The sequence below is a fragment of the Streptomyces sp. CG 926 genome (assembly GCF_003148825.1).
Taxonomy (GTDB): Bacteria; Actinomycetota; Actinomycetes; order Streptomycetales; family Streptomycetaceae; genus Streptomyces.
On the sequence record NZ_QGGZ01000003.1, the window covers coordinates 147,792 to 168,661 of the forward strand.

Genomic DNA, 20,870 nt, shown 5'->3' on the forward strand with positions numbered 1-20,870 from the left:
CGGCCGGGTCTAGAAGAAGACATTCCAGGGATTCATCTCGTCCTCGGTACGCGGCTGTTCCAGCCGCCCGGTGCGGGTCGGGACCTCGTAGAGCCGACCGGGGCCCAGCCGCCGCCAGAAGTGCCGCATGCCGGGGGCGATGACCTTGACCACGCACAGGTCGAGATCGGGGCGGGTCTGGTCCAGCACGATCACCTCGATGCCGGCGGCCTCGGCCCGGGACACACAGTCCTTGATGTGGTCGGCGAGGTCATGGCCCACCAGCGGGGCGAAGTCACCCACCGTGGTGGGCTTCCGGTCCGGGTCGGGGGTCAGCCACGGCTCGTCCGCCAGCTTGACCTTCTTGCACCACGCCAGGGTCTCCGGGTCGTCCGACCGGTAGACGGTGTTGCCGTCGGCGTCGCGGCGGTCCACGTACGGCAGGAACTGGTTGACCTCGGTCAGGGCACGGACGGCGGCGATCCGCGCGTCCGGGTGCGAGCCGAAGCCGACCATGACGTCCTCGACGTCGTGGCGGCGCCCGGAGACCGCGGCGAAGGTGGGGATGCCCAGGTCGGAGGTGATGTCCAGGACCCACACGTCGCGGTCCATGCTCGCGTAGAACTCGCGCATGGTGTCCACGTACGGGTCGTCCAGCGAGTCCAGGTCGAACTCCGGGACCCGCAGGCGGTTGTACCACCACAGCGCCACCGAGTCGCGCTCCACGACCTCGCAGAAGCCCTGGAGGATGGCCTCTTCCAAGGTGTTTCCGCTGGCCCCGCCGTTGGAGTCGCCCACGCAGTAGAAGTGCTCGGCGAGGTCCGGGTGGCCGTACCAGGCGTAGCCGGACGGAATCATCCGCTCGGTCTCGCGGGTCAGGGACCAGCCGGTGGACCAGTCGATCGGCAGATCGGTGCGGAAGGGGTCCGGAACCAGGTGGAGCCGGTGGGTGGGATCGGCGTTCCACCGCTCGCGGCCGGCGACCTGCGCCTCGGAGAAGCCCAGCAGTTCGTCCATGTGCACGGCGACGTCCGGGTCGAGGTCCTCGTACGCGGCCCGGGTGACCGGCTCGCCGCCCCGCCACACCGCCGAGTAGCGCTCGATGGCCTCGCACATCGCGCTGACCTTGGCCTGTATCTCGGAGCGGCCCTTGCCGCCGCTCTGGCCGCGCATGTTGCGGCGCAGCAGGTCCATGTTGTCGTTGACCATCGCGAAGTTGTGGCCCGCGGTGAAGCTGTAGGTGACGCCGTTGCCGGTCTCCTCGTGGGCGCCGAGCTTGGTGATCGCGCCGAGGTAGGGGCTGATGTGCCGCTTCAGCCGGTCGTACGTCAGCTGCGGCGGCTGGATCCGGTAACCGCCGTCCGTGGTGTGCCGGGCGGGACTCGCCGTGAGGGCGACCTTGGGGCTGCGCTCGGAGACCAGCGTCGGGTCACCGCAGGAGGCACACTGCGGCTGTCGTACGAGGGTGTGCTCGGCGCTCTCCAGGGTGATCAGGTCCATGGTGCGCATCACGCCGGTCAGGGACTCGGACGTGCCGGTGACGACGATCCGGGCGGCCTCGACGGCGAGCAGGCCCGCGATCAGGGTCGCGCTCGCGGGGAGTGCCGCGTGCGAGGGGTGGCGGGGGGTGTGGTCACCGCGCTTGCCGGAAAGGTAGCGCTCGACCTGGCGGTTGCCGCCGAGGCGCTGGGCCAGGCAGGTCCAGCAGCCGGTCTCGCCGGGGCGCAGGAAGGGGCCGACCCACGGCACGACACCGGCGGGCTTGGCGGGCAGCCAGGAGCGGCCGGCGGCCAGGTACGCGGTGTTGAGGCGGTCCAGTTCCGGGTCGAGGTAGTCGTCGACCAGGACGACGGTCAGGCCGTCGCCGTCCCCGGCGTCCGCCGAGCCGATCGCCTCGTCGAAGCCGACCACACGCACCCGCAGGCCGTTGGACTCCAGCGCGTCGAGCACCGGTCGGTGGTCCAGGCCGGTTGCGGCGACCAGGGTCAGCTCGGTGGCCGCGGTGGCGGCCACCACCCGGTGCGGGTCGATGCCCTGGGCGTCCCAGAAGGCCAGCGCCTCGTCCGACATCTCGGGACGACCCTCGGCCAGATGACCGGCTGCCTCGTACCGACGCAGGGCGGTCAAGGTCTCGGTGATCGACAGCTGTCCGGCGAGCGCCCCCACGATCTCGGCAACGGTCCTACGGCCGTCGAGGTGCGGAAGCACCGCGGCCGCCGCGGCCCCCTGGACGAGGAAATCTTTTCCCTCGGCGAGCAGGAAGACTTTCGAACCGTCGACCACTTCACTGATGAAATGGGCCTTGAGTCGCGGACGCTCCATCTGGCTTTCCCCCTGCTTTATCCCCGGTGTTCCATATTTCGCTCGCCATCCAATCATGTGGCTGAAACCCATGTACATGCTGAAAAGCGTGAGGTGATGCGCCGCTTAGGTATGTGCGGGTCGATACGTAATCGCGGGCCGCGATACGTAAGCCATACGTATCTTTTCGAAAGGCCGCACCTGTTCTGGACTACAGTGGTCGCGGATGCGATGATCATGGCTGCGGTCGACTGCCGCTGACGGGGGATGATTTACGGTGCCGACGGGGCAGTTGCAGCATCGGGAAGGCGAGTTGGCCGCACTGGGGGAAGTGCTCGACGAGGCGGCTCAGGGCCGTCCGGCGCTCGCGTTGATCCAGGGACCCCGGGGCATCGGCAAGTCCGAGCTGCTCCGTGCGGCCCTCGCGAGGCTGCCCCAGCAGAGCATCGTTCTGCGGGCCCGATGTCATGAGAACGAGCAGGAATATCCCTACGGCGTCGTGCGCCAGCTGTTCGACCCGTTCATATCGGCGTCCGGGAGTTCCGGGGCCACCCCGGAACCCCTCTCCGTGAATTTGCCGAACAGCCTTGACCAATCAGCCGTTCCCGCGAACGGCGCCGCCGCACATCATCTTCTGCAGAATCTGTTCCAGGCCACCCGCTCCATGGCGACGACGCGGCCGCTGGTCATAGCCATCGACGACCTCGATTTCGCCGACGAAGCCTCGCTGCAGTGGTGCTCGTACATCGCCCGCCGCCTCGAAGGCCTCCCGGTCGCATTGCTGGCCACCGTTTCCTCGGAGTCCGCCGACGTCCACGAGAACCTGCCCGCCGAACTGGGCGCCCTGCCGTACACCCGGGTGGTCCGGCCGGGTCCGCTGTGCGACACCTGCAGCGCGGAACTGATGGCCGCCGCGTTCGGGGCCCCGCTCGACGCCGAACTCGCCGCCGCCTGCCACACCTTGTCCCAGGGCAACCCCTTGGTGCTGCGGGAGCTGACGAAGCGCCTGATCGCCGCGCCGATCTCGCCCGGGTCACCGAACCTGGACGACGTGCTGCGCATCGGCGCACAGACGCTCTCCGACACCACGTTGACGTGGCTCGACCAGTACCGGCCGGCAGCGGTGGAGCTGCTCAACAGCCTCGCGATCCTCGGGCCCGGGGCCGATCCGACGACCGCGGCCATCCTGGCCGGCCAGGGCGACTTCCAGGCCGCGCAGGCCCGGGCGGCGCTGTGCCGCACCGGTCTGCTCGACCCCGGGCCCCCGGAACACTTCCGCAACGAGCTGGTCCGTACGGCGATCCTGTCCCGCATCGACTCCGACCACCGCCTGGACCTGCACGAGCGAGCCGCCGCCCTGCTCGCCCGGCTCGGCGCCCCGGCCACGCAGACCGCCGAGCACCTGATGTCCCTGGGTACCGCCGACCGCGCCTGGGCACTGCCGATCCTACGGACGGCTGCCGACGAGGCCGCCGCGGCCGGGGCATGGGACACCGCCGCGCGCTACCTGCGCCGGTCCCTCGCGGAGTCCGACGACCCCATGGCGCTACGGGAGACCACGGCCCGACTGGGCGCCGTGGAGCTGCACCGGGACCTCGCCTCGTGCGTGCGCCACGCCACGACGGCCGCTGCCGCCGCCGACCCGGCCGACCGCGCCCGGGACCTGCTGCCCTTGGCCCATCCCGCCCTCACCGTCACCTCCACGACCGCGGCCCGGCACTTCGCCGATGCCGCCGCCGCGTTGAGCACCGTCGAGGACGCCCCGCGCGAACAGGTGCTGCGACTCGGCTCCCAGGCGCTGCTGGCCGGCCACCGCGTCGGCATGAAACGCGCCGTACGTGAACTGCGCGCCGCCGAGAACGTCCCGGCGAGCTGGAGTTTCCTCGGCGCCCTGGCCGCGATGACGGCCGCCGGAGGCCGGTCGCCCCTGCGCGCCGCCCGGCTGGCGGTGCGTTGCACCGAGGCCGCGTCCCCGGCCGGTGCGGACGCCGGGCTGGTGGGCGCGGTACTGGCCTTCGCCTGGACGGGCCGGCCGGCCGAGGCGGAGCGGTGGAGCACCTGGGTCGTCCGGTCCGCACGGCGACTGCGTAGTCCCGCCGAACTGGCCTTGGCGTTGCTGGTGCGGAGCGAGGTGACCTACCGCCGGGAGAAGTGGGACGAGAGTCTGCGCGACGCCCGTGAGGCCGCCTCACTCGCCCGGGCCGTCAACGCCGTCGGCCTGCACGGCGCGGCGACCGCCTGCGCGGCACGCGCCCTGGTGCGGCTCGGTCAGGTGGCGGAGGCGGCGGGCTCGCTGGTGGGCATGGAGGTCCCGAGCGAGGTCCATCCTCTGATCCGGGGCGTGATCCTGGAGGGGCAGGGCGTCGTCGCGGCCGCCCGGGGCGACCACCAGGAGGCGCTGCGGCTGTTCCTGGAGTGCGGGCACCAGCTCGCCACCCGGGGCATCGCCAACCAGGCCTGCGTTCCCTGGCGGGCCCATGCGGCCAACTCCTACCAGCGCCTGGGCGAGTACGCCGCCGCGCGGACCATCGTCGCGGATTCCGTCGGCACCACCGCGCGCCGGACGTCCGGTGCGGGGGCGCCGGATCGGCCCCCGCCGGGGAGCGCGACGCCGGAAGCCGCGGGCGCGGCCTCGACCTCGGCCGTCCGACTGAGCCCCGCCGAGCGCCGGGTGACCGACCTCGTCCTGATGAACCTGAGCAACCTCGAAGTGGCCGAGCGACTGTGCCTCAGCAAGCGCACGGTCGACACCCACCTGGGCCGGATCTACCGCAAACTCGGGATCGTCGGCCGCCCCGAGCTGGCCGCCGCCGTCGAGGGGCTCGCACCACGCGGCTGAGGGCTCCCCGACATACGAGAAAGCGGCGTGTGCACAGCCGAGAGGCTGTGCACACGCCGCTTCGTCGGTCGGGGCCGGCGCCCGCGCGGTGATTCAGACCTGTGCGGAGGGCCTGGTCATACCGAAGACGGCTCCCCAGGGGTCGCGCAGCACCGTCCGGGTCCCCGTCGGCCGCCGCACGAGCCGCGCCCCGGCGGCGAGCGCGTCGGCCTCCGCCGCGACGAGGTCGTGCACGCCGATGTACGGGATCCAACCCGGTTGCGCCGCGGGGTCTTCGACGAGCCCGGCCCACGCGGTGCCGTGCAGATCGAGGGTGAGCCGGCCCTCGTCGCCCGCCGCGTCCACCCCCTGTGCCCGGTGTCGGCCGGTACGGAATCCGAACAGGCCACCGTAGAACCGCTCGGCGGCATCGGCCCCGGGCACCACGAGATCGTGGCCGCACACGGCCCCGGCCTCGTCGGCCAGGACGACGCCCTGGGCGTGATGTCCTTCCCAGAAACCGACCGGCGCTCCTTGCGGGTCGACGGCCAGGAACAGCCGTCCGTCCTCGCCGGCCGGCACGGGTCCCATCACGACGGTCCCGCCCAGGTCCTCGACATCGGCCCGGGTCCGGTCGACGTCCTTGGTGGCCAGGTAGACGTTCCAGGCGGCCCCGCTCCAGCGGCCGGGCGGCGCCGTCCCCAGGCCGCCGATCAGTTCCCCGTCGAGGACGGCCAGTCGGTAGTTTCCGCCTTCGTCGGCGAACTCCCAGCCGAAGAGGTCCCCGTAGAAGCGTTGGGCGCCCGTCAGATCAGGAGTGATGCAGTCGACCCAGCAGGGGACGCCCGGCCGGTAACTGGTACGTCTGGGCACAGCTCTCGCCTTTCCGAGGTCATTCGGTGATCGATGAGTCCGGCGGCTTCCTCGGCGCCACCGGACTCGGGAAGCTCCAGACGGAACGAAGGGACGTCCGCCATCTCCGCGGCGGCCTCCGGCGGCCAGGTCTGCGTGGGAAAGTCCCACGGCTCCAGCCGGGCGCCCTCGTTGCCGCTCCGGCACAGCCGGAAGAGCTCCGGCGGCCCGAGCCTCGCCCGGATGGGCACGATGTCGCCCAGAGCCTCCGGGCGCACCATGAGGACCTCCCCCGTCAGGGGTGACGTACGGGATGTCCAGGTGCCCGGAGCGAGCCCGGCGGCCCGGAGGCCGACGGCCGTGGCACCGCGGAATTCCAACGGAACGTGATACGGCATGACGTTTCCGTCGGTCCGGTCGGTGATGAGCAGTTGGCCGGAAACGATCCGCCACGAGCGCTGGGCCAGCGCGAGGGCGACACCCTCGCGGTCGGAGTGCGGGCTGCCGATCAATGCGACGGTCGTCCCCCCTTTGGCCAGCACCACCGCCTGCACCAACGAAAACCGCTCGCGGAGTACGGAAAATGGCGGCACGGGAGGCGGAACATTGCTCCAGCCGCGGAATGCCCGGCGCAACAAGGGGGGCCCGTCGTCACGTCGGACCACCAGCTCCGCCCAGGCGTCGCCGGATACGGAATGCCCCGGGCGCGGATACCCGAACTCGACCCGGAGCCGGTCGGCGGCTCCGGAGTCGGGCACGACGTGCGGACCGAAGAGGAATTCCAGATCGGATACGTCGCCGGTGGTGGTGGAGACGGAAATCTCGGCACCGAAGAACTCAAGACAGAGGGAATCCATGTCGGCGTCGGCGGTCCCTTCCGGTTCAGCGGCGAACGGTGGCGGCCATGGCGTGCGGCACCACGGCGAGGACACGGGGCGATCTCACAGCTCCGACGCCCATGCCCAGCCGCCCAGCTGCCGAGCGGCCTCCATCGCCCGACGGCAGGTCTGCGAGACGGCCGACGCGGCCGCGCACGGACTCTCCGTCGCATGGAAGAACACCAGCTCAACGCGGCCTGGAGTGCTCCGGACGGTGATGTGCTCGGGACGGTCGGCCGGGGCGCAGGTCCCCGTGAGCAATGCCGTGAGCAGCTCCGGGTCGAGTTCGAGTCGGGCATCACCGTCGACGGCGACCATGGTCACCTCGGTCATGTGCACGCCGGCGGCCTCAGTCCCAGTTGAGGTTCGCGTTGTGGGCCGGAGCGAAATCCCAGTTGAGATTCGACGGGTGGACCCGCTCCGCCACCGCCGTTTCCCCGGCGGTCACGGCCGATGCGGTGGCGGCCGGAGAAACGGCGCCGACGCCGGCGGCGAGACAAAGGCAAGCTGCCGCGGCACGCCAAAAGGAAAGGGAAGAAGACATGGTGGTACCCCGTTGGTTGTAGCGAAGTGTCTGCACGCCAGGCGCTGGAATCGAGGCCTGTGGTCCGCGTGGTCGGCGGGCATTGCCCCTCCGATGATCACAAGTCTGCGTGAGTTGTTTTGCAACGGGAAGGGGGTGGGCCTGGCAGCAAAAGCCGGGTGGCACCTCAGTGCCAAATCAGAATCCTTGAACCTTGAATCAGCGATTCATTCCGCCCCGCGCGACCCCCTACAGAACCACCCGATCAAACTGTCCCTTTGGTCACATATTGTCACGATCAAGCACTTCCTTTGCCCGTAAAAGCACAACTTCTTGGCCTACGGTTTGCTTGATCATGGTTGGTGCATTGCGAAGGGTAGGAATGATGACGCGGGCGGTGACTTCAGGCCAATGCAAGGGGGGGGTAGGGCGAGCCATGCTCGAGGTGTTGGGGCTTGACATGCGTACGGAGGCGATCTACCGCCTCATGCTGACCAATCACCGCTGGGGTGTGGCCGAGCTCGCCGAGCAAGTGGGGCTGTCGGAAGCCGAGTTGCGTACATCTCTCGACCACCTGGCCGAGCTGAAGCTCCTGACCCACTCGGCCGTCCCCGGCGAAATGGTGCCGCTGGACCCGAAGGTCGGCCTGCAGACCCTCCTCCAGCGGCAGCGCTTCGAACTGCAGCGACAGCAGGAGGAGTTCGAGCGGTGCCAGGCCGCCATCACCTGCGTCCTGGACGAGTACGCCGATCTGTACGCCGGCCGCCAACAGCACGCCGAGCACCTCATCGGCGTCGAGGCCGTGCAGGAGCGCATCAAGGACCTGGCCCGCGAGGCCACTTCGGAGTGCCTGACCTTCAACCCCGGTGGCGCACAGTCCGCGTTGAGCCTGGAGGCCAGCAAGCCGCTGGACCGCGATGTCATGTCACGTGGCGTCATGATGCGGACCGTGTATCTCGACAGCGTGCGCAACGACTCCGTGACGGCGGAGTACGCACGGTGGCTGACCGAATGCGGCGGCCAGGTGCGAACCGTCCCGGCCCTGCCGCTACGGATGCTGCTGATCGACCGTCGCGTGGCCCTGGTCCCGGTCGACCCCGGAAACTCCCGCAAGGGCGCGGTCCAGCTCAGCGGAATCGGCGCCGTCGCCGGCCTGGTCGCGCTCTTCGAACAGGTGTGGGCCGGCGCCGCCCCCCTCGGAGCCAGCCCCGAACGCGACGAACAGGGCCTGAGCCGGCAGGAGCAGGAACTCCTGCGTCTCCTGGCCGAGGGACTCACCGACGCCGCCGCGAGCGTGAAGCTCGGCCTCTCCCTGCGCACGGTCCGCCGCATGATGGCCGACCTGATGGAGCGCCTGGACGCCCGCAGCCGCTTCGCCGCCGGCCTCCGCTCGGCCGAACGCGGCTGGCTCTGACGCCGCCCCGGGGCGCCCGCAGCCACCCACGCCGGACCAGGACCTCGTCGAGGCACCTCAGCCGCGACGAGACCGCCGTCCACGTGCACCTCGAGCCGCACCGGCACCCCACTCCTCGGTGCCCGGACAGGACGGCCTCACGACGGCCTCACGACGGCCTCACACGAGGGCGCGAAGATCGTCGCGCACCGTCCCCGCCTCGCCGGGGCATAAGAAAAACCCCAGGTCACGGCGAGTGAGTCCTGGGGTTTCTCTGGAGCCGCCTTCGGGATTCGAACCCGAGACCTACGCATTACGAGTGCGTTGCTCTGGCCAACTGAGCTAAGGCGGCACCGCTGGTCAGACAAGTATTCCCTCGAAGAGGGGCGCTCATCAGCAGCGGCGCCAAGTCTACAGGGTGTGGACGGGTGCCCCGAACCAGGTTTCGCGGGGGCGGGACACAGGCCACTTTTCGGGGCTTTCCCGGCCTACCGGGGCGGTGGTCTCAGCACTTCTTGCCGTCCTGCGGGGGCTTGCCCTCCAGCAGGTAGCGGTTGATCGCGGTGTCGATGCACTCGCTGCCGCGGCCGTATGCCGTGTGCCCGTCGCCGTCGTAGGTGAGGAGCGTGCCCGACTCGAGCTGGCCGGCCAGCGCCTGGGCCCACTTGTACGGGGTCGCCGGGTCCCGGGTCGTGCCCACCACCACGATCGGCGCCGCGCCCTTCGCGGTCAGCTCCCTCGCCTTGCCCGTGGCCTTCACCGGCCAGTACGTGCAGTTCAGCGCGGCCCAGGCCAGACCCGCGCCGAAGACCGGGGAGGCCTTCTCGAAGGACGGCAGGGCGCGGTCCACCGCCTCGGGGCCGCTGAAGGCCGCGGGCTGGTCGATGCAGTTGACGGCGGCGTTCGCGGACATCAGGTTCGCGTACGTGCCGTCCGCCTCACGCTCGTAGTAGCTGTCGGACAGGCTCAGCAGCCCCGATCCGTCGCCGTTCATCGCCGAGCTGAGCGCCTCGCGCAGCTGCGGCCAGGCGGCCTCGTCGTAGAGCGCCGCGATCACCCCGGTCGCCGCCAGGGCCTCCCCCAGCGGACGGTTCGGGTCGCCGGTGGCGACGGGCTGCGCGTCGAGCTTGCGGAACAACTCCTTCAGGCGGTCCGCCACCGCGTCCGGGTCGCCCTTGCCCAGCGGGCAGTCGGGCTGCTTGGCGCAGTCCTTGGCGAAGGAGGTGAAGGCCGTCTCGAAGCCCTCCGTCTGGTCCCGGTTCATTTCGAGCGCGGGCCGACTGGGGTCCATCGCCCCGTCCAGGACCAGCCGGCCGACCCGGTCCGGGAAGAGGTCCGCGTAGGTGGCGCCCAGCATGGTGCCGTACGAGGCCCCGACGTAGTGGAGCTTCTCGTCACCGAGCACCCCACGCAGCAGGTCCATGTCCCGGGCCGCGTCGACGGTGGAGACGTGCGGCAGGACCCGCCCCGACTTCGCCTCACAGGCCTGCGCGAACTCCTTGAAGGCGGCCACCAGCTTCGCCTTCTCGGCCGGGTCGTCCGGCGTCTGGTCCACCTGCGTGTACTTGTCCATGGCCGGGCCGCCGAGGCACTCGACGGGGCTGCTGCGTTCCACGCCGCGCGGGTCGAAGGACACCATGTCGTACCGGGCCCGCACGGCCGCGGGATAGCCGATGCCCGCGTACGCCTGGAGGTAGCCGATGCCGGAGCCGCCGGGACCGCCCGGGTTGACCACCAGCGAGCCGAGGCGCTTGCCGGGCCCGGTGGCCGTGCGGCGCGACACCGCGATCTCGACGTCCTGGCCGGAGCCGGGGTTCGCGTAGTCCAGCGGGGCCTTCATGGTGGAGCACTGGAAGCCGGGGACACCGCAGTCGCGCCAGGTCAGCTTCTGCGCGTAGTACGGGCGCAGCGCGGCGGCGTCCGGCGACGGCTGAGCCGAGGACGCGCCGGACTCCGATGGGGACAGCGCGGCGGCCCCCGGGTCCCCCAGCCCGCCCGAGGTGCACCCGGAGAGCAGCAACCCGGCGGCTGCGATCACGGTTCCGGTCGTACGCAGCAGGCGACTGGTGTCCATCCTCGGAGCGTACGTCCTGCCGGGGGCGATGAGCAGGCGTACCGGGGCCGGACGGCCGCACGCCTTCCGTGCCCCGCACCGGGCGTGGCCCGGACCGGGCGCTGCCCGGCCCCGACGGCCGATTCGCCCGCACGGGTGAGCCGGTCAACCGGGTGTGGACCGCCGCCCGGCGGACCGGCCGCGGTCAGCCCGCGCGCAGGGCCATCGTCATCGCCTCGACGGCGAGGAGCGGGGCGACGTTGCGGTCGAGGGAGTCCCGGCAGGCGATGATCGCCTCGATCCGGCGCAGGGTCCGCTCAGGGCCCGAGGCGCGGGCGATCCGGTCCAGGTCGTGCCGTATCTCCTCGTTGGCGATGGCCACGGACGAGCCCAGCTGCAGGGCCAGGACGTCGCGGTAGAAGCCGGTGAGGTCGGTCAGGGCCACTTCGAGGGTGTCGCGCTGGGTGCGGGTGCGCCGGCGCTTCTGCCGGTCCTCCAGCTCCTTCATCACGCCCGCCGTGCCGCGCGGCATCCGGCTGCCGGCGCCCGCTCCGGCGCCGAGCGCGGCCCTCAGCTCCTCGGTCTCCTTGGTGTCGACCTCGTCGGCGACCTGCTTCGCGTCCTCCGCGGCGGCGTCGACCAGCTCCTGCGCGGCTTTGAGGCAGGCGCCGATGTCGTCCACCCGAAGCGGGAGCTTCAGGACCGTCGCCCGGCGCTCCCGGGCCGCCTCGTCGGTGGCCAGCCGACGGGCTCGGTCGACGTGCCCCTGGGTGACCCTGGCGGCGGTCAGGGCCACCGTCGGCTCGATGCCGTCGCGCCGCACCAGCATGTCGGCGACGGCCGCGATCGAGGGGGTGTTGAGGTTGAGGTGGCGACAGCGCGAGCGGATGGTGGGCAGCACGTCCTCGACGGAGGGCGAGCAGAGCAGCCAGACCGTACGGGGCGCGGGCTCCTCCACGGCCTTGAGGACCGCGTTGGCGGACTTCTCGTTCAGCCGCTCGGCGTCCTCGACCAGGATGATCTGCCAGCGGCCCGTCGCCGGGGACGTGTAGGACTTGCGGACGGTGTCGCGCATGTCGGCGACGAGGATCTGGCTGCCGACCGCGACGACGGTGGAGACGTCCGCGTGCGTACCGACCATCGTGGTGTGGCAGCCGTCGCAGAACCCGCACCCGGGCTCCCCGCCGAGCGCCCGGTCGGGACTGGTGCACTGCAGGGCGGCGGCGAAGGCCCGGGCGGCGGTGGTCCGCCCGGATCCGGGCGGACCGGTGAACAGCCAGGCGTGGGTCATCTTGGACGTCTCGGGCGGCGCGGTCCCGGCCGTGGTGGCCGTGACCAGCGCGTCGGCGTCACGGGCGGCGGCCGCCAGCTGCGCCTGGATCCGCTCCTGTCCCACCAGGTCGTCCCATACGGGCATCCCGCCCACCACCTTTCACTCTCCGTGCACCCATTGTGGCGGGCGCCACCGACATTCCCGTCCCCGCCGAGATCAGCGGCGGCGGCGCGGTCCGCGTTCGCCCTCGTCGCCGTCCTCGTCGTCGTGGCGGCGGCCCAGCAGTTCGTCCGCCAGCGTCGGCAGGTCGTCCAGCGGGGTCTCCTCGGCCCACTCCGGGCGCGGCCGACGCGGCCGGCCCTCGCCGTCGACGACGGGAAGCTCCCGCGTCCGGTCGTTGCCGGAGTCCCGGAAGATGCCCGAGGGCACCCGGTCGGTCGGATTCTCCTCGGGGCGCTGGGCCGTCGGCCGCGTGGCGGACCGGGACCGCCCGGTACCGCCGTCCTGCTGGGACTGCGGCGCCTGCGGGGACTGCGGTGCCTGGGGGGCGGCCGGGCGTACCGGCGGCAGCACCGCCGTCTCGTCGACCGGGCGTACGGGCGGCAGCACCGCGGTCTCGTCCGTCGCGCGAACCGGCGGCAGCACCGCGGTCTCCGCGGCGGAGGCCGGGTCGACCTTGGGCACCGGGACGGTCTGGGTGACGTCGTCCGGCTGGACGACCCGCTTGACCGGCTTGGCCTCCGAAGCCGCCGGGGCGACCGGCGCCACCGGGGTCTCCACCGTCACCGCGTCGTCCGGATGCGGCTCCGGCTCCGGCTTCTTGGTCATACCGATCTTGGGCGCCGCAGACGTAGCGGCAGGTGCGGGCGCGGGAGCGGGAGCCGGCGGCGCGACCGCAGCGGCCTCCGCGGCCGCCACGGCGGCAGCGGCCGCCGCCTTCGCCGCCGCCTCGGCCGCCACCAGCCGGCGGGCCTCCTCGGCCTTCAGCAGGGCCTCCTCGGCGCGCCGCTGCTTCTCCAGCCGGCGCTCCTCGGCCTCGGCCCGCAGCCGGGCCTCCTCCTCGGCCTGCCGGCGCAGCCGCTCGGCCTCCGCCGCGCGGGCCTTCTCCTCGGCCTCCGCGCGCAGCCGCTCGGCCTCGGCCCGGGCGCGGGCCTCCTCCTCGGCGCGCAGCCGTGCTTCCTCCGCCTGGCGGGCGGCCTCCGCCTCGGCCCTGATCCGCGCCTCCTCGGCCTCGCGGGCCAGCCGTGCCTCCTCCTCGGCACGCAGCCGCGCTTCCTCCGCCTTGCGTGCCGCCTCTTCCTCGGCTTTGCGCCGTGCCTCCTCCTCGGCGAGGCGTCGCGCCTCCGCCTGGGCGGCGACCTCGGCCTCCGAGAGCGGCAGCATCCGGTCCAGGCGGTGCCGTACGACGGTGGTCACCGACCCCGGGTCCTGGCCCGCGTCGACCACGAGGTAGCGGCCGGGGTCGGCCGCGGCGAGGGTCAGGAACCCGGACCGCACCCGCTGGTGGAACTCCGCCGGCTCCGACTCCAGCCGGTCCGGAGCCTCCGTGAACCGCTCGCGCGCCGCCTCCGGCGATACGTCGAGCAGCACGGTCAGGTTCGGGACGAGCCCGTCGGTGGCCCAGCGCGAGATCCTGGCGATCTCCGTCGGGGAGAGGTCACGGCCGGCGCCCTGGTAGGCCACCGAGGAGTCGATGTAGCGGTCCGAGATGACGACCGCGCCACGCTCCAGGGCCGGGCGCACCACCGTGTCCACGTGTTCCGCCCGGTCGGCGGCGTACAGGAGGGCCTCGGCGCGGTTCGACAGACCGGCCGAGGAGATGTCGAGCAGGATCGAGCGGAGCCGCTTGCCGACGGGGGTCGCGCCGGGCTCCCGGGTCACCACGACCTCGTGGCCCTTGCCCCGTATCCAGTCGGCCAGCGCCTGGACCTGGGTGGACTTGCCGGCTCCGTCGCCGCCCTCCAGGGCGATGAAGAACCCGGTGGCGGACGCCGCCTGTACGGGCTCCCCGCCGCGCAGCGCCTCGCGCAGGTCCCGCCGCAGGGGGACGCCCCGGCGGTCGTCGGCCTTCGTCAGCACGACCACGGCGACCGGCAGCAGCAGGGCGCCGACCAGCATCAGGGTGAACGCGGCACCGCCGTGCGCGAAGACGACCTCGGCACCGGTCAGCCGGTGCGGGCCGATCGCCGCGGCCAGCACGGGCGCGGCGACGGCGCCGAGCGCCACGGCCACCCGGACGGCCGCCTGGAGGTGCTCGGTGATCCGCGCCCGCCGGAACTCCTCGGTCTCCTGGTCCAGCAGGGTGTGGCCGGTGTTGGCCGCGACGCCCGCGGCGATGCCGGCGAGCAGCGAGAGGAACAGCACGGTCGCCATGTCCGGGACGAGCCCGGTCAGCAGCAGCGCGAGCCCGGTGACCGCTATGGCGAGGGCCATCAGCCGGCGGCGGGACAGGGCGGGCAGCACCTTGCCGGCCTGGGTGGCGCGGATGCCCACGGCGGTGCCGCCGACCAGCGCGAGGACGAACAGCGCGAAGGCGGCCGGGCCACCGCCCAGGTCGAAGGCGTGCAGGACGGACACGGACACGGCGCAGGACACCGCTCCGGCGACCGCGGCGCAGCTCAGGACGAGGAGGGGGATGGCGCCCGTACGGCCCTTGTCGGGTCGGTCGCCCGCCTTGGGGGTGCGCAGGCCCTCCAGCGGCGAACGCGGACGCGGGGTCGTCCCGCCCGGCAGCACCAGCGGCAGCAGCAGCGAGACCGAGGCCGCGAAGAGGCCGGAGGCCACGTACGAGCCGAGGGCGGCCTGGTTCGCGGCGAACCAGTCGATGCCGAGGCCGAGCGCCTTGCCGACCAGGGTCGCGGCGAGCAGCGCGGCCGCGGCGATCGGGAGCGCCGCGAAGGAGGTCCGCAGGGTCAGCCGCCGCAGCGCGTCCAGGTGGTCCGGGAGCGGCCGTACGGTCGCCCCCTCCGGCGGCGGCGCGGGCAGCAGGGCGGGCGCCGCGCTCTCCTTGGCCAGGGTCCACAGCCGCTCGGCGGCGCCGGAGACGAAGACGGTGGCCAGCAGCGCGGTCAGCGCGTGGGCCGGGATCCAGTCGAGCCACAGCGGGGCGACGACGAAGAGCCCGAGGCGGACCCCGTCGGCCCCGATCATGGTCCAGCGGCGGTCCAACTTGCCGCCGGCGCCCAGCAGCCCGGCCAGCGGGCCGAGGAGGACCGCGCCGAAGAGCAGGGTGGCGAGGATCCGGACCCCGAAGACGGTGGCGACGGCGAGGGCAGCGCCGCGGGATCCGCCGCCGAAGGCCCCTTCCGAGGCCACGGCCTGCAGGGCCAGCAGCACCAGCACCAGCAGGGCCAGGGCATCGCCGATGCCGCTCACCAACTGGGCGCTCCACAGCCGGCGCAGCCTGGGAGTGCGCAGCAGTGCGCGCACCGCACGCTCGCGGGAATCCGCGGCTAGGGCTTCGTCGTAAGTGGGGTTCCCCGGGGCGGTCACGACCGCCGGCTGCTCGGCTCGCGTCATCCGCCCAGCCTATCCGCTGCGCTCGGCGGCTGCGGAGGCCTGTGGACGGGGCAGTGTGTGACCCCGGACCCACCTTCCGGGAAGCGGCCCGACGCCGGTGCGAGGCTCTGCCCCGAACCCCGAACCCCGAACCCCGAACCACGCCCCCGAACCACGCCCCCGAACCACGCGCCTCGAACGCCGACGGGGCTGGAGTCGCCGTGTGGCTCCTCCGGCCCCGCCAGGGGTGCTACTCGTCCGCGGCCACCGGGGTCGCGACCGTCTTCTTGGCCGTCGCCTTCTTGGCCGTGGCCTTCTTCGCGGCCGTGGTGGTCTTCTTGGCCGCCGTCGTCTTCTTCGCGGCAGCGGCCTTGGTCGCCGTCGCCTTCTTCGCCGGGGCCTTCTTGGCGGGGGCCTTCTTCGCCACCTTCTTGGCCGGGCCCTTCGCCCGCTTCTCCGCGAGCAGCTCGTAGCCGCGCTCCGGCGTGATCGTCTCGACGTCGTCGTCCCGCCGCAGCGTCGCGTTCGTCTCGCCGTCCGTCACGTACGGCCCGAAGCGGCCGTCCTTGACCACGACCGGCTTCTCGCTGACCGGGTCTGTGCCCAGTTCCTTCAGCGGCGGCTTGGCCGCGGCCCGCCCGCGCTGCTTGGGCTGCGCGTAGATGGCGAGGGCCTCGTCCAGCGTGATCGAGAAGAGCTGGTCCTCGGTCTCCAGCGACCGCGAGTCCGTGCCCTTCTTCAGGTACGGGCCGTAGCGGCCGTTCTGCGCCGTGATCTCCACGCCCTCCGCGTCCGCGCCGACCACGCGCGGCAGCGACATCAGCTTCAGCGCCTCGTCGAGGGTGACCGTGTCCAGGCTCATGGACTTGAAGAGCGAGGCCGTCCGCGGCTTGACCGCGTTCTTGCCCGTCTTCGGGGTGCCCTCGGGGAGGATCTCCGTCACGTACGGCCCGTAGCGGCCGTCCTTGGCGACGATCTCGTTCCCGCTGACCGGGTCCTTGCCGAGCTCGAACTCGCCGCTCGGCTTGGCGAAGAGCTCCTCCGCGTAGGCGATGGTCAGCTCGTCCGGGGCCATGTCGTCCGGGACGTCGGCGCGCTGGTGGCCCTCCGCGTCCTTCTCACCGCGCTCCACGTACGGCCCGTAGCGGCCGACGCGCAGCACGATGCCCTCGCCGACCGGGAAGGAGGAGATCTCCCGGGCGTCGATCGCGCCGAGGTCCGTGACCAGCTCCTTCAGACCGCCGAGGTGGTCCCCGTCGGCCGGCACGACCTCGGTCGCGTCCTCCGAGCCGAAGTAGAAGCGCTTCAGCCACGGCACGGACTGGGCCTCGCCCCGCGCGATGCGGTCGAGGTCGTCCTCCATCTTCGCGGTGAAGTCGTAGTCGACGAGGCGCCCGAAGTGCGTCTCCAGCAGGTTGACCACGGCGAAGGACAGGAAGGACGGCACGAGCGCCGTGCCCTTCTTGAAGACGTAGCCGCGGTCCAGGATCGTGCCGATGATCGACGCGTACGTCGACGGACGGCCGATCTCGCGCTCTTCGAGCTCCTTGACCAGCGAGGCCTCGGTGTAGCGGGCCGGCGGCTTGGTCGAGTGCCCGTCCGCCGTGATCTCTTCGGCGGCGAGCGCGTCGCCCTGCGCGACCTGCGGCAGGCGCTTCTCGCGGTCGTCGAGCTCGGCGTTCGGGTCGTCCGCACCCTCGACGTAGGCCTTCATGAAGCCGTGGAAGGTGATCGTCTTGCCGGAAGCGGTGAACTCGGCGTCGCGCCCGTCCGAGGCCCGGCCGCCGATCTTCACGGTGACGCTGTTGCCGACCGCGTCCTTCATCTGGGAGGCGACGGTCCGCTTCCAGATCAGCTCGTACAGGCGGAACTGGTCGCCGGTCAGACCCGTCTCGGCCGGGGTGCGGAAACGATCACCCGACGGACGGATCGCCTCGTGCGCCTCCTGCGCGTTCTTGACCTTGCCCGCGTAGACGCGCGGCTTCTCCGGCAGGTAGTCGGCCCCGTAGAGCTGGGTGACCTGCGCCCGCGCCGCCGACACCGCGGTGTCGGACAGCGTGGTGGAGTCGGTACGCATGTAGGTGATGAAGCCGTTCTCGTACAGCTTCTGCGCCACCTGCATCGTCGCCTTCGCGCCGAAGCCCAGCTTGCGCGAGGCCTCCTGCTGCAGCGTCGTCGTACGGAAGGGCGCGTACGGGGAACGGCGGTAGGGCTTGGACTCCACCGAGCGGACGGCGAACGAGGCGTCCGCCAGCGCGGCGGCGAGCGCCCGCGCGCCTCCCTCGTCGAGGTGCAGCACCTCGCTCTTGAGCTGCCCGTTCGAGCCGAAGTCGCGGCCTTGGGCGACGCGCTTGCCGTCCACCGTGTTCAGGCGGGCGACCAGCGTCGAGGGGTCGGAGGCGTCACCGGCGCGGCCGGTGGAGAAGGTTCCGGTCAGGTCCCAGTACTCGGCGGTGCGGAAGGCGATGCGCTCGCGCTCCCGCTCGACGACGAGGCGGGTGGCCACCGACTGGACACGGCCCGCCGAAAGCTTCGGCATGACCTTCTTCCACAGGACCGGCGAGACCTCGTAGCCGTAGAGGCGGTCGAGGATGCGGCGGGTCTCCTGGGCGTCGACCATGCGCTGGTTGAGCTCGCGCGGGTTGGCGACGGCGTCGCGGATCGCGTCCTTGGTGATCTCGTGGAAGACCATCCGGTGGACGGGGACCTTGGGCTTGAGGACTTCCTGCAGGTGCCACGCGATGGCTTCGCCCTCGCGGTCCTCATCGGTGGCGAGGAAGAGTTCGTCGGACTCGGCCAGCAGCTCCTTGAGCTTCCTGACCTGGGCCTTCTTGTCCGCGTTGACCACGTAGATCGGCGCGAAGTCGTGCTCGACGTCGACGCCGAGGCGGCGGACCTCGCCCGTGTACTTGTCGGGCACCTCGGCCGCGCCGCTGGGGAGGTCGCGGATGTGCCCGACGCTCGCCTCGACGACGTATCCGGGGCCGAGGTAGCCCTTGATCGTCTTCGCCTTGGCTGGGGACTCGACGATGACGAGTCGGCGGCCGCCCTTTGCGGTCTCGCTAGTCGGGGACAACTTGGCTCTTCTCTCCGGTCGGCACTCGGTCGCAGTACGGCGACGCTGCGGAGTGTGACGGTACAACCCGCCCCCGTGTCAAACGGCAGAAGCCCGCAACGGCCACTCGAACGGTAACCCGACAAGTGCCGTTTCTGCCGCCCGGATGCCGCGCCGGGGCGTTCCCGATCACCGGGCAGGGTGGCCGAAGGGCCGTCTGGCCGCGCCGTCCCACCTGGTACCGGGCCTGCTCCGACCTCGGCTTTCGGGGCCGGATCCGTGGCCGGATCCCGGTCTGCCCGAGTGTCTCGATCTCGGTGTCGCAGTCGCGCGAGGCGCCGCGCTCCGAGGGCCGTCGCCGGCCCGCCGACGCCCCGCCTGGGAGCCCGGCCGACGCCCCGCCGGAGAGCCCGGCCGGCGCCACGGCCGCGACGGGGCGCGTGACCTCCGCCACCGTCACGCGGTGGTGGGGCACGCGCCTCCGTCAGGCCTGCAGAGCGGCCCCGAACAGCGGGAACACGGCCGCCGCGAAGATCGCCGGACCGTTTTCCGCACCGCTTCCCCATACCCCCGGGCCGCTCACGGGATCCCCCCGGATCCCCCTGCCTAGGAGACTGACAGCCGTACGGATACGGCGGGCGAACCCCGGGTTACATCCCGGGGCCGGCTACCGCGCGGGATCCGTCACAGGGCCCGTACGGGAGCCCGTCACGGGGTCCGTACGGGATCCGTCACAGGGTCCAGGAAACCCTGCTCGACCAGCAGCCGGATGGCCTCCGGAGTGCGGTCCCGCAACACGATCGGGTCCTCCTGCATCAGCTGCGCGATCGCGTCGAGGATCCGGCCCGCGCTCAGTGAGCCGTCACACACTCCGGCGAAACCGGCGCCGACCGTGTCGACCTTGGTGGCGCGCCGCATTCCGCGGTTCTGCCGGAGCACGACATGTTCCGGATCCTCCGCGCCGGGCGCGCCGACCTGTTCCTGGACCACTTCCTCGGCCAGCGCGAAATGGGCCTCCAGCAGGGCCGCGTCGTCGTGCCGCCGCAGGTAGTCCTGGCGCGCGAAATGGGCCAGGACGGCCTCGCCGAGGGGCTGCTCCACCGTGTGGGGCCACTCCTCGACCACGATCGAGGGCTCGGCCGCGTCCGTCCGGCGCAAGGTGATCCAGCCGAAGCCGACGGACTTGGTCCCGCGCGCCTCGAACTCGTCCAGCCAGTCCTCGTAGCGCCGCGTGTACTCGGCCGGGTCGGTCCGGTGGTCGCCCGCGTCGCGCAGCCACAGCTCTGCGTACTGCGTCACGTCCTGCACGTCACGCTGCACGATCCAGGCGTCGCAGCCCCGCGGGACCCAGGAGCGCAGCCGGTCGCGCCAGTCCTCGCCCTCCACGTGCTGCCAGTTGCCGAGGAACTGCGCGTACCCGCCCTGGTTGAGCCGCGCGCCCGCTTCCTGGACCAGGGTCCGGCACAGGTCGTCGCCGCCCATGCCGCCGTCCCGGTACGTCAGCCGGGCGCCGGGGGAGATCACGAAGGGCGGGTTCGACACGATGAGGTCGTACGTGGCGTCTCCGACGGGCTCGAAGAGCGACCCGGCCAGCAGCTCGGCCTCCGGCGCCCCGGAGAGCGCCAAGGTCAGACGGGTGAATTCCAGGGCCCTGGGGTTGACGTCGGTGGCGGTGACCCGGGTGGCGTGCCGCGACGCGTGCAGCGCCTGGATTCCGGATCCGGTGCCGACGTCGAGGGCGGAACCGACCGGGGTGCGGACGGTGATCCCCGCGAGGGTCGTGGAGGCGCCGCCGACACCGAGGACCACGCCCTCCTCGCGGCTACCGATGCCGCCGGCCCCGCCGACGGAGCAGCCGAGGTCGGAGACGATGAACCAGTCCTCGCCGTCCGGGCCGCCGTACGGGCGCACGTCGACGGTGGCGTGCACCTCGTCGCCCTCCAGCCGCAGCCAGCCGTCGGCCAGCGCCGCCTCGACGGGCAGCGCCTCCGCGGCGTGCACGTACGGCTCGGGCTGCTGCAGCAGGAACAGCCGGACCAGGCTCGCGAGCGCGCCGTCACCCGGGCCTCGGGTGGCGCGCAGGGCGGGGACGGTCTCGCTGCGGGCCAGCGCGGCGTAGGCGGGGGCGCCGAGCAGGTCGAGCAGCCCGTCGGCGGTGAAACCGGCGGCGAGCAGCGCGGCGCGGAGCTCGGGGGCGCGGTCGGGCTTGGGGAGGCTGGTGGTACTCACCCGTCCATTGTGTCCGCT

General features: G+C 72.2%; 12 protein-coding genes and 1 tRNA gene. 2 read left to right on the plus strand and 11 right to left on the minus strand.

Going from position 1 to position 20,870, the window contains the following annotated elements:
• Positions 1-9: 9 nt before the first annotated feature.
• Positions 10-2,301 carry a TOMM precursor leader peptide-binding protein gene (locus BCL76_RS09195; RefSeq protein ID WP_109779014.1) on the minus strand — a complete coding sequence of 764 codons (2,292 nt, stop codon included), beginning with the start codon at positions 2,299-2,301 and terminating at the stop codon, positions 10-12.
• A gap of 256 nt (positions 2,302-2,557) precedes the next feature.
• On the opposite strand from BCL76_RS09195, the gene BCL76_RS09200 reads away from it, so the two are divergent.
• Positions 2,558-5,119, plus strand: coding sequence for an AAA family ATPase (locus BCL76_RS09200; RefSeq protein WP_109779015.1), 2,562 nt, complete (start codon positions 2,558-2,560; stop codon positions 5,117-5,119).
• Between the two features lie 93 nt (positions 5,120-5,212).
• Here BCL76_RS09200 and BCL76_RS09205 read toward each other — a convergent pair whose 3' ends face one another.
• Genes BCL76_RS09205 through BCL76_RS38490 form a run of 4 tightly spaced genes read right to left on the minus strand, consistent with a single transcriptional unit; the run spans position 5,213 to position 7,372 of the window.
• Positions 5,213-5,971: a VOC family protein gene (locus tag BCL76_RS09205; protein WP_109779016.1), complete on the minus strand. Its 759-nt coding sequence runs from the start codon at positions 5,969-5,971 to the stop codon at positions 5,213-5,215.
• The gene (locus BCL76_RS09210) at positions 5,905-6,882 is read right to left on the minus strand and encodes a hypothetical protein (protein ID WP_146228347.1); all 978 of its coding nucleotides are present in this window, start codon (positions 6,880-6,882) and stop codon (positions 5,905-5,907) included. The genes BCL76_RS09205 and BCL76_RS09210 overlap by 67 nt, the downstream gene beginning before the upstream one ends.
• 9 nt (positions 6,883-6,891) lie before the next feature.
• On the minus strand, positions 6,892-7,161 hold the full coding sequence (locus tag BCL76_RS09215; RefSeq protein WP_146228348.1) for a hypothetical protein: 270 nt from the start codon (positions 7,159-7,161) through the stop codon (positions 6,892-6,894).
• A 16-nt stretch (positions 7,162-7,177) separates the two neighbouring features.
• A complete protein-coding gene (locus BCL76_RS38490) occupies positions 7,178-7,372 on the minus strand; it encodes a hypothetical protein (protein WP_146228349.1) in 195 nt (64 codons plus the stop codon).
• A 439-nt stretch (positions 7,373-7,811) separates the two neighbouring features.
• Between BCL76_RS38490 and BCL76_RS09220 the strand changes: the two genes are divergently transcribed.
• Positions 7,812-8,765 carry a helix-turn-helix domain-containing protein gene (locus BCL76_RS09220; protein WP_258309489.1) on the plus strand — a complete coding sequence of 318 codons (954 nt, stop codon included), beginning with the start codon at positions 7,812-7,814 and terminating at the stop codon, positions 8,763-8,765.
• 254 nt (positions 8,766-9,019) lie between these two features.
• On the opposite strand, the gene BCL76_RS09225 is transcribed toward BCL76_RS09220, so the two are convergent.
• The 6 genes from BCL76_RS09225 to BCL76_RS09250 form a co-directional block, all read right to left on the minus strand.
• A tRNA-Thr gene (locus BCL76_RS09225) sits at positions 9,020-9,096 on the minus strand.
• A 153-nt stretch (positions 9,097-9,249) separates the two neighbouring features.
• Positions 9,250-10,818, minus strand: a complete 1,569-nt coding sequence (locus tag BCL76_RS09230) for an alpha/beta hydrolase (protein ID WP_109779020.1) — start codon at positions 10,816-10,818, stop codon at positions 9,250-9,252.
• Positions 10,819-11,002: 184 nt separating this feature from the next.
• A complete protein-coding gene (locus BCL76_RS09235; protein WP_109779436.1) occupies positions 11,003-12,214 on the minus strand; it encodes a DNA polymerase III subunit delta' in 1,212 nt (403 codons plus the stop codon).
• 72 nt (positions 12,215-12,286) lie between these two features.
• Positions 12,287-15,589 carry a dTMP kinase gene (gene tmk, locus BCL76_RS09240; RefSeq protein WP_109779021.1) on the minus strand — a complete coding sequence of 1,101 codons (3,303 nt, stop codon included), beginning with the start codon at positions 15,587-15,589 and terminating at the stop codon, positions 12,287-12,289.
• Between the two features lie 229 nt (positions 15,590-15,818).
• Entirely contained in the window at positions 15,819-18,644 is a 2,826-nt protein-coding gene (gene topA / locus BCL76_RS09245) for a type I DNA topoisomerase (RefSeq protein ID WP_109779022.1), read from the minus strand.
• Positions 18,645-19,331: 687 nt separating this feature from the next.
• Positions 19,332-20,852: a DUF7059 domain-containing protein gene (locus BCL76_RS09250; protein ID WP_109779023.1), complete on the minus strand. Its 1,521-nt coding sequence runs from the start codon at positions 20,850-20,852 to the stop codon at positions 19,332-19,334.
• Positions 20,853-20,870 lie beyond the last annotated feature (18 nt).

Bases quoted from the DNA above. Each gene is read 5' to 3' on its own strand.
- BCL76_RS09195 (WP_109779014.1), bottom strand. From the start codon at position 2,301: ATGGAGCGTCCGCGACTCAAGGCCCATTTCATCAGTGAAGTGGTCGAC.
- BCL76_RS09215 (WP_146228348.1), bottom strand. From the start codon at position 7,161: ATGACCGAGGTGACCATGGTCGCCGTCGACGGTGATGCCCGACTCGAA.
- BCL76_RS38490 (WP_146228349.1), bottom strand. From the start codon at position 7,372: ATGTCTTCTTCCCTTTCCTTTTGGCGTGCCGCGGCAGCTTGCCTTTGT.
- BCL76_RS09220 (WP_258309489.1), top strand. From the start codon at position 7,812: ATGCGTACGGAGGCGATCTACCGCCTCATGCTGACCAATCACCGCTGG.
- BCL76_RS09230 (WP_109779020.1), bottom strand. From the start codon at position 10,818: ATGGACACCAGTCGCCTGCTGCGTACGACCGGAACCGTGATCGCAGCC.
- BCL76_RS09235 (WP_109779436.1), bottom strand. From the start codon at position 12,214: ATGCCCGTATGGGACGACCTGGTGGGACAGGAGCGGATCCAGGCGCAG.
- tmk (WP_109779021.1), bottom strand. From the start codon at position 15,589: ATGACGCGAGCCGAGCAGCCGGCGGTCGTGACCGCCCCGGGGAACCCC.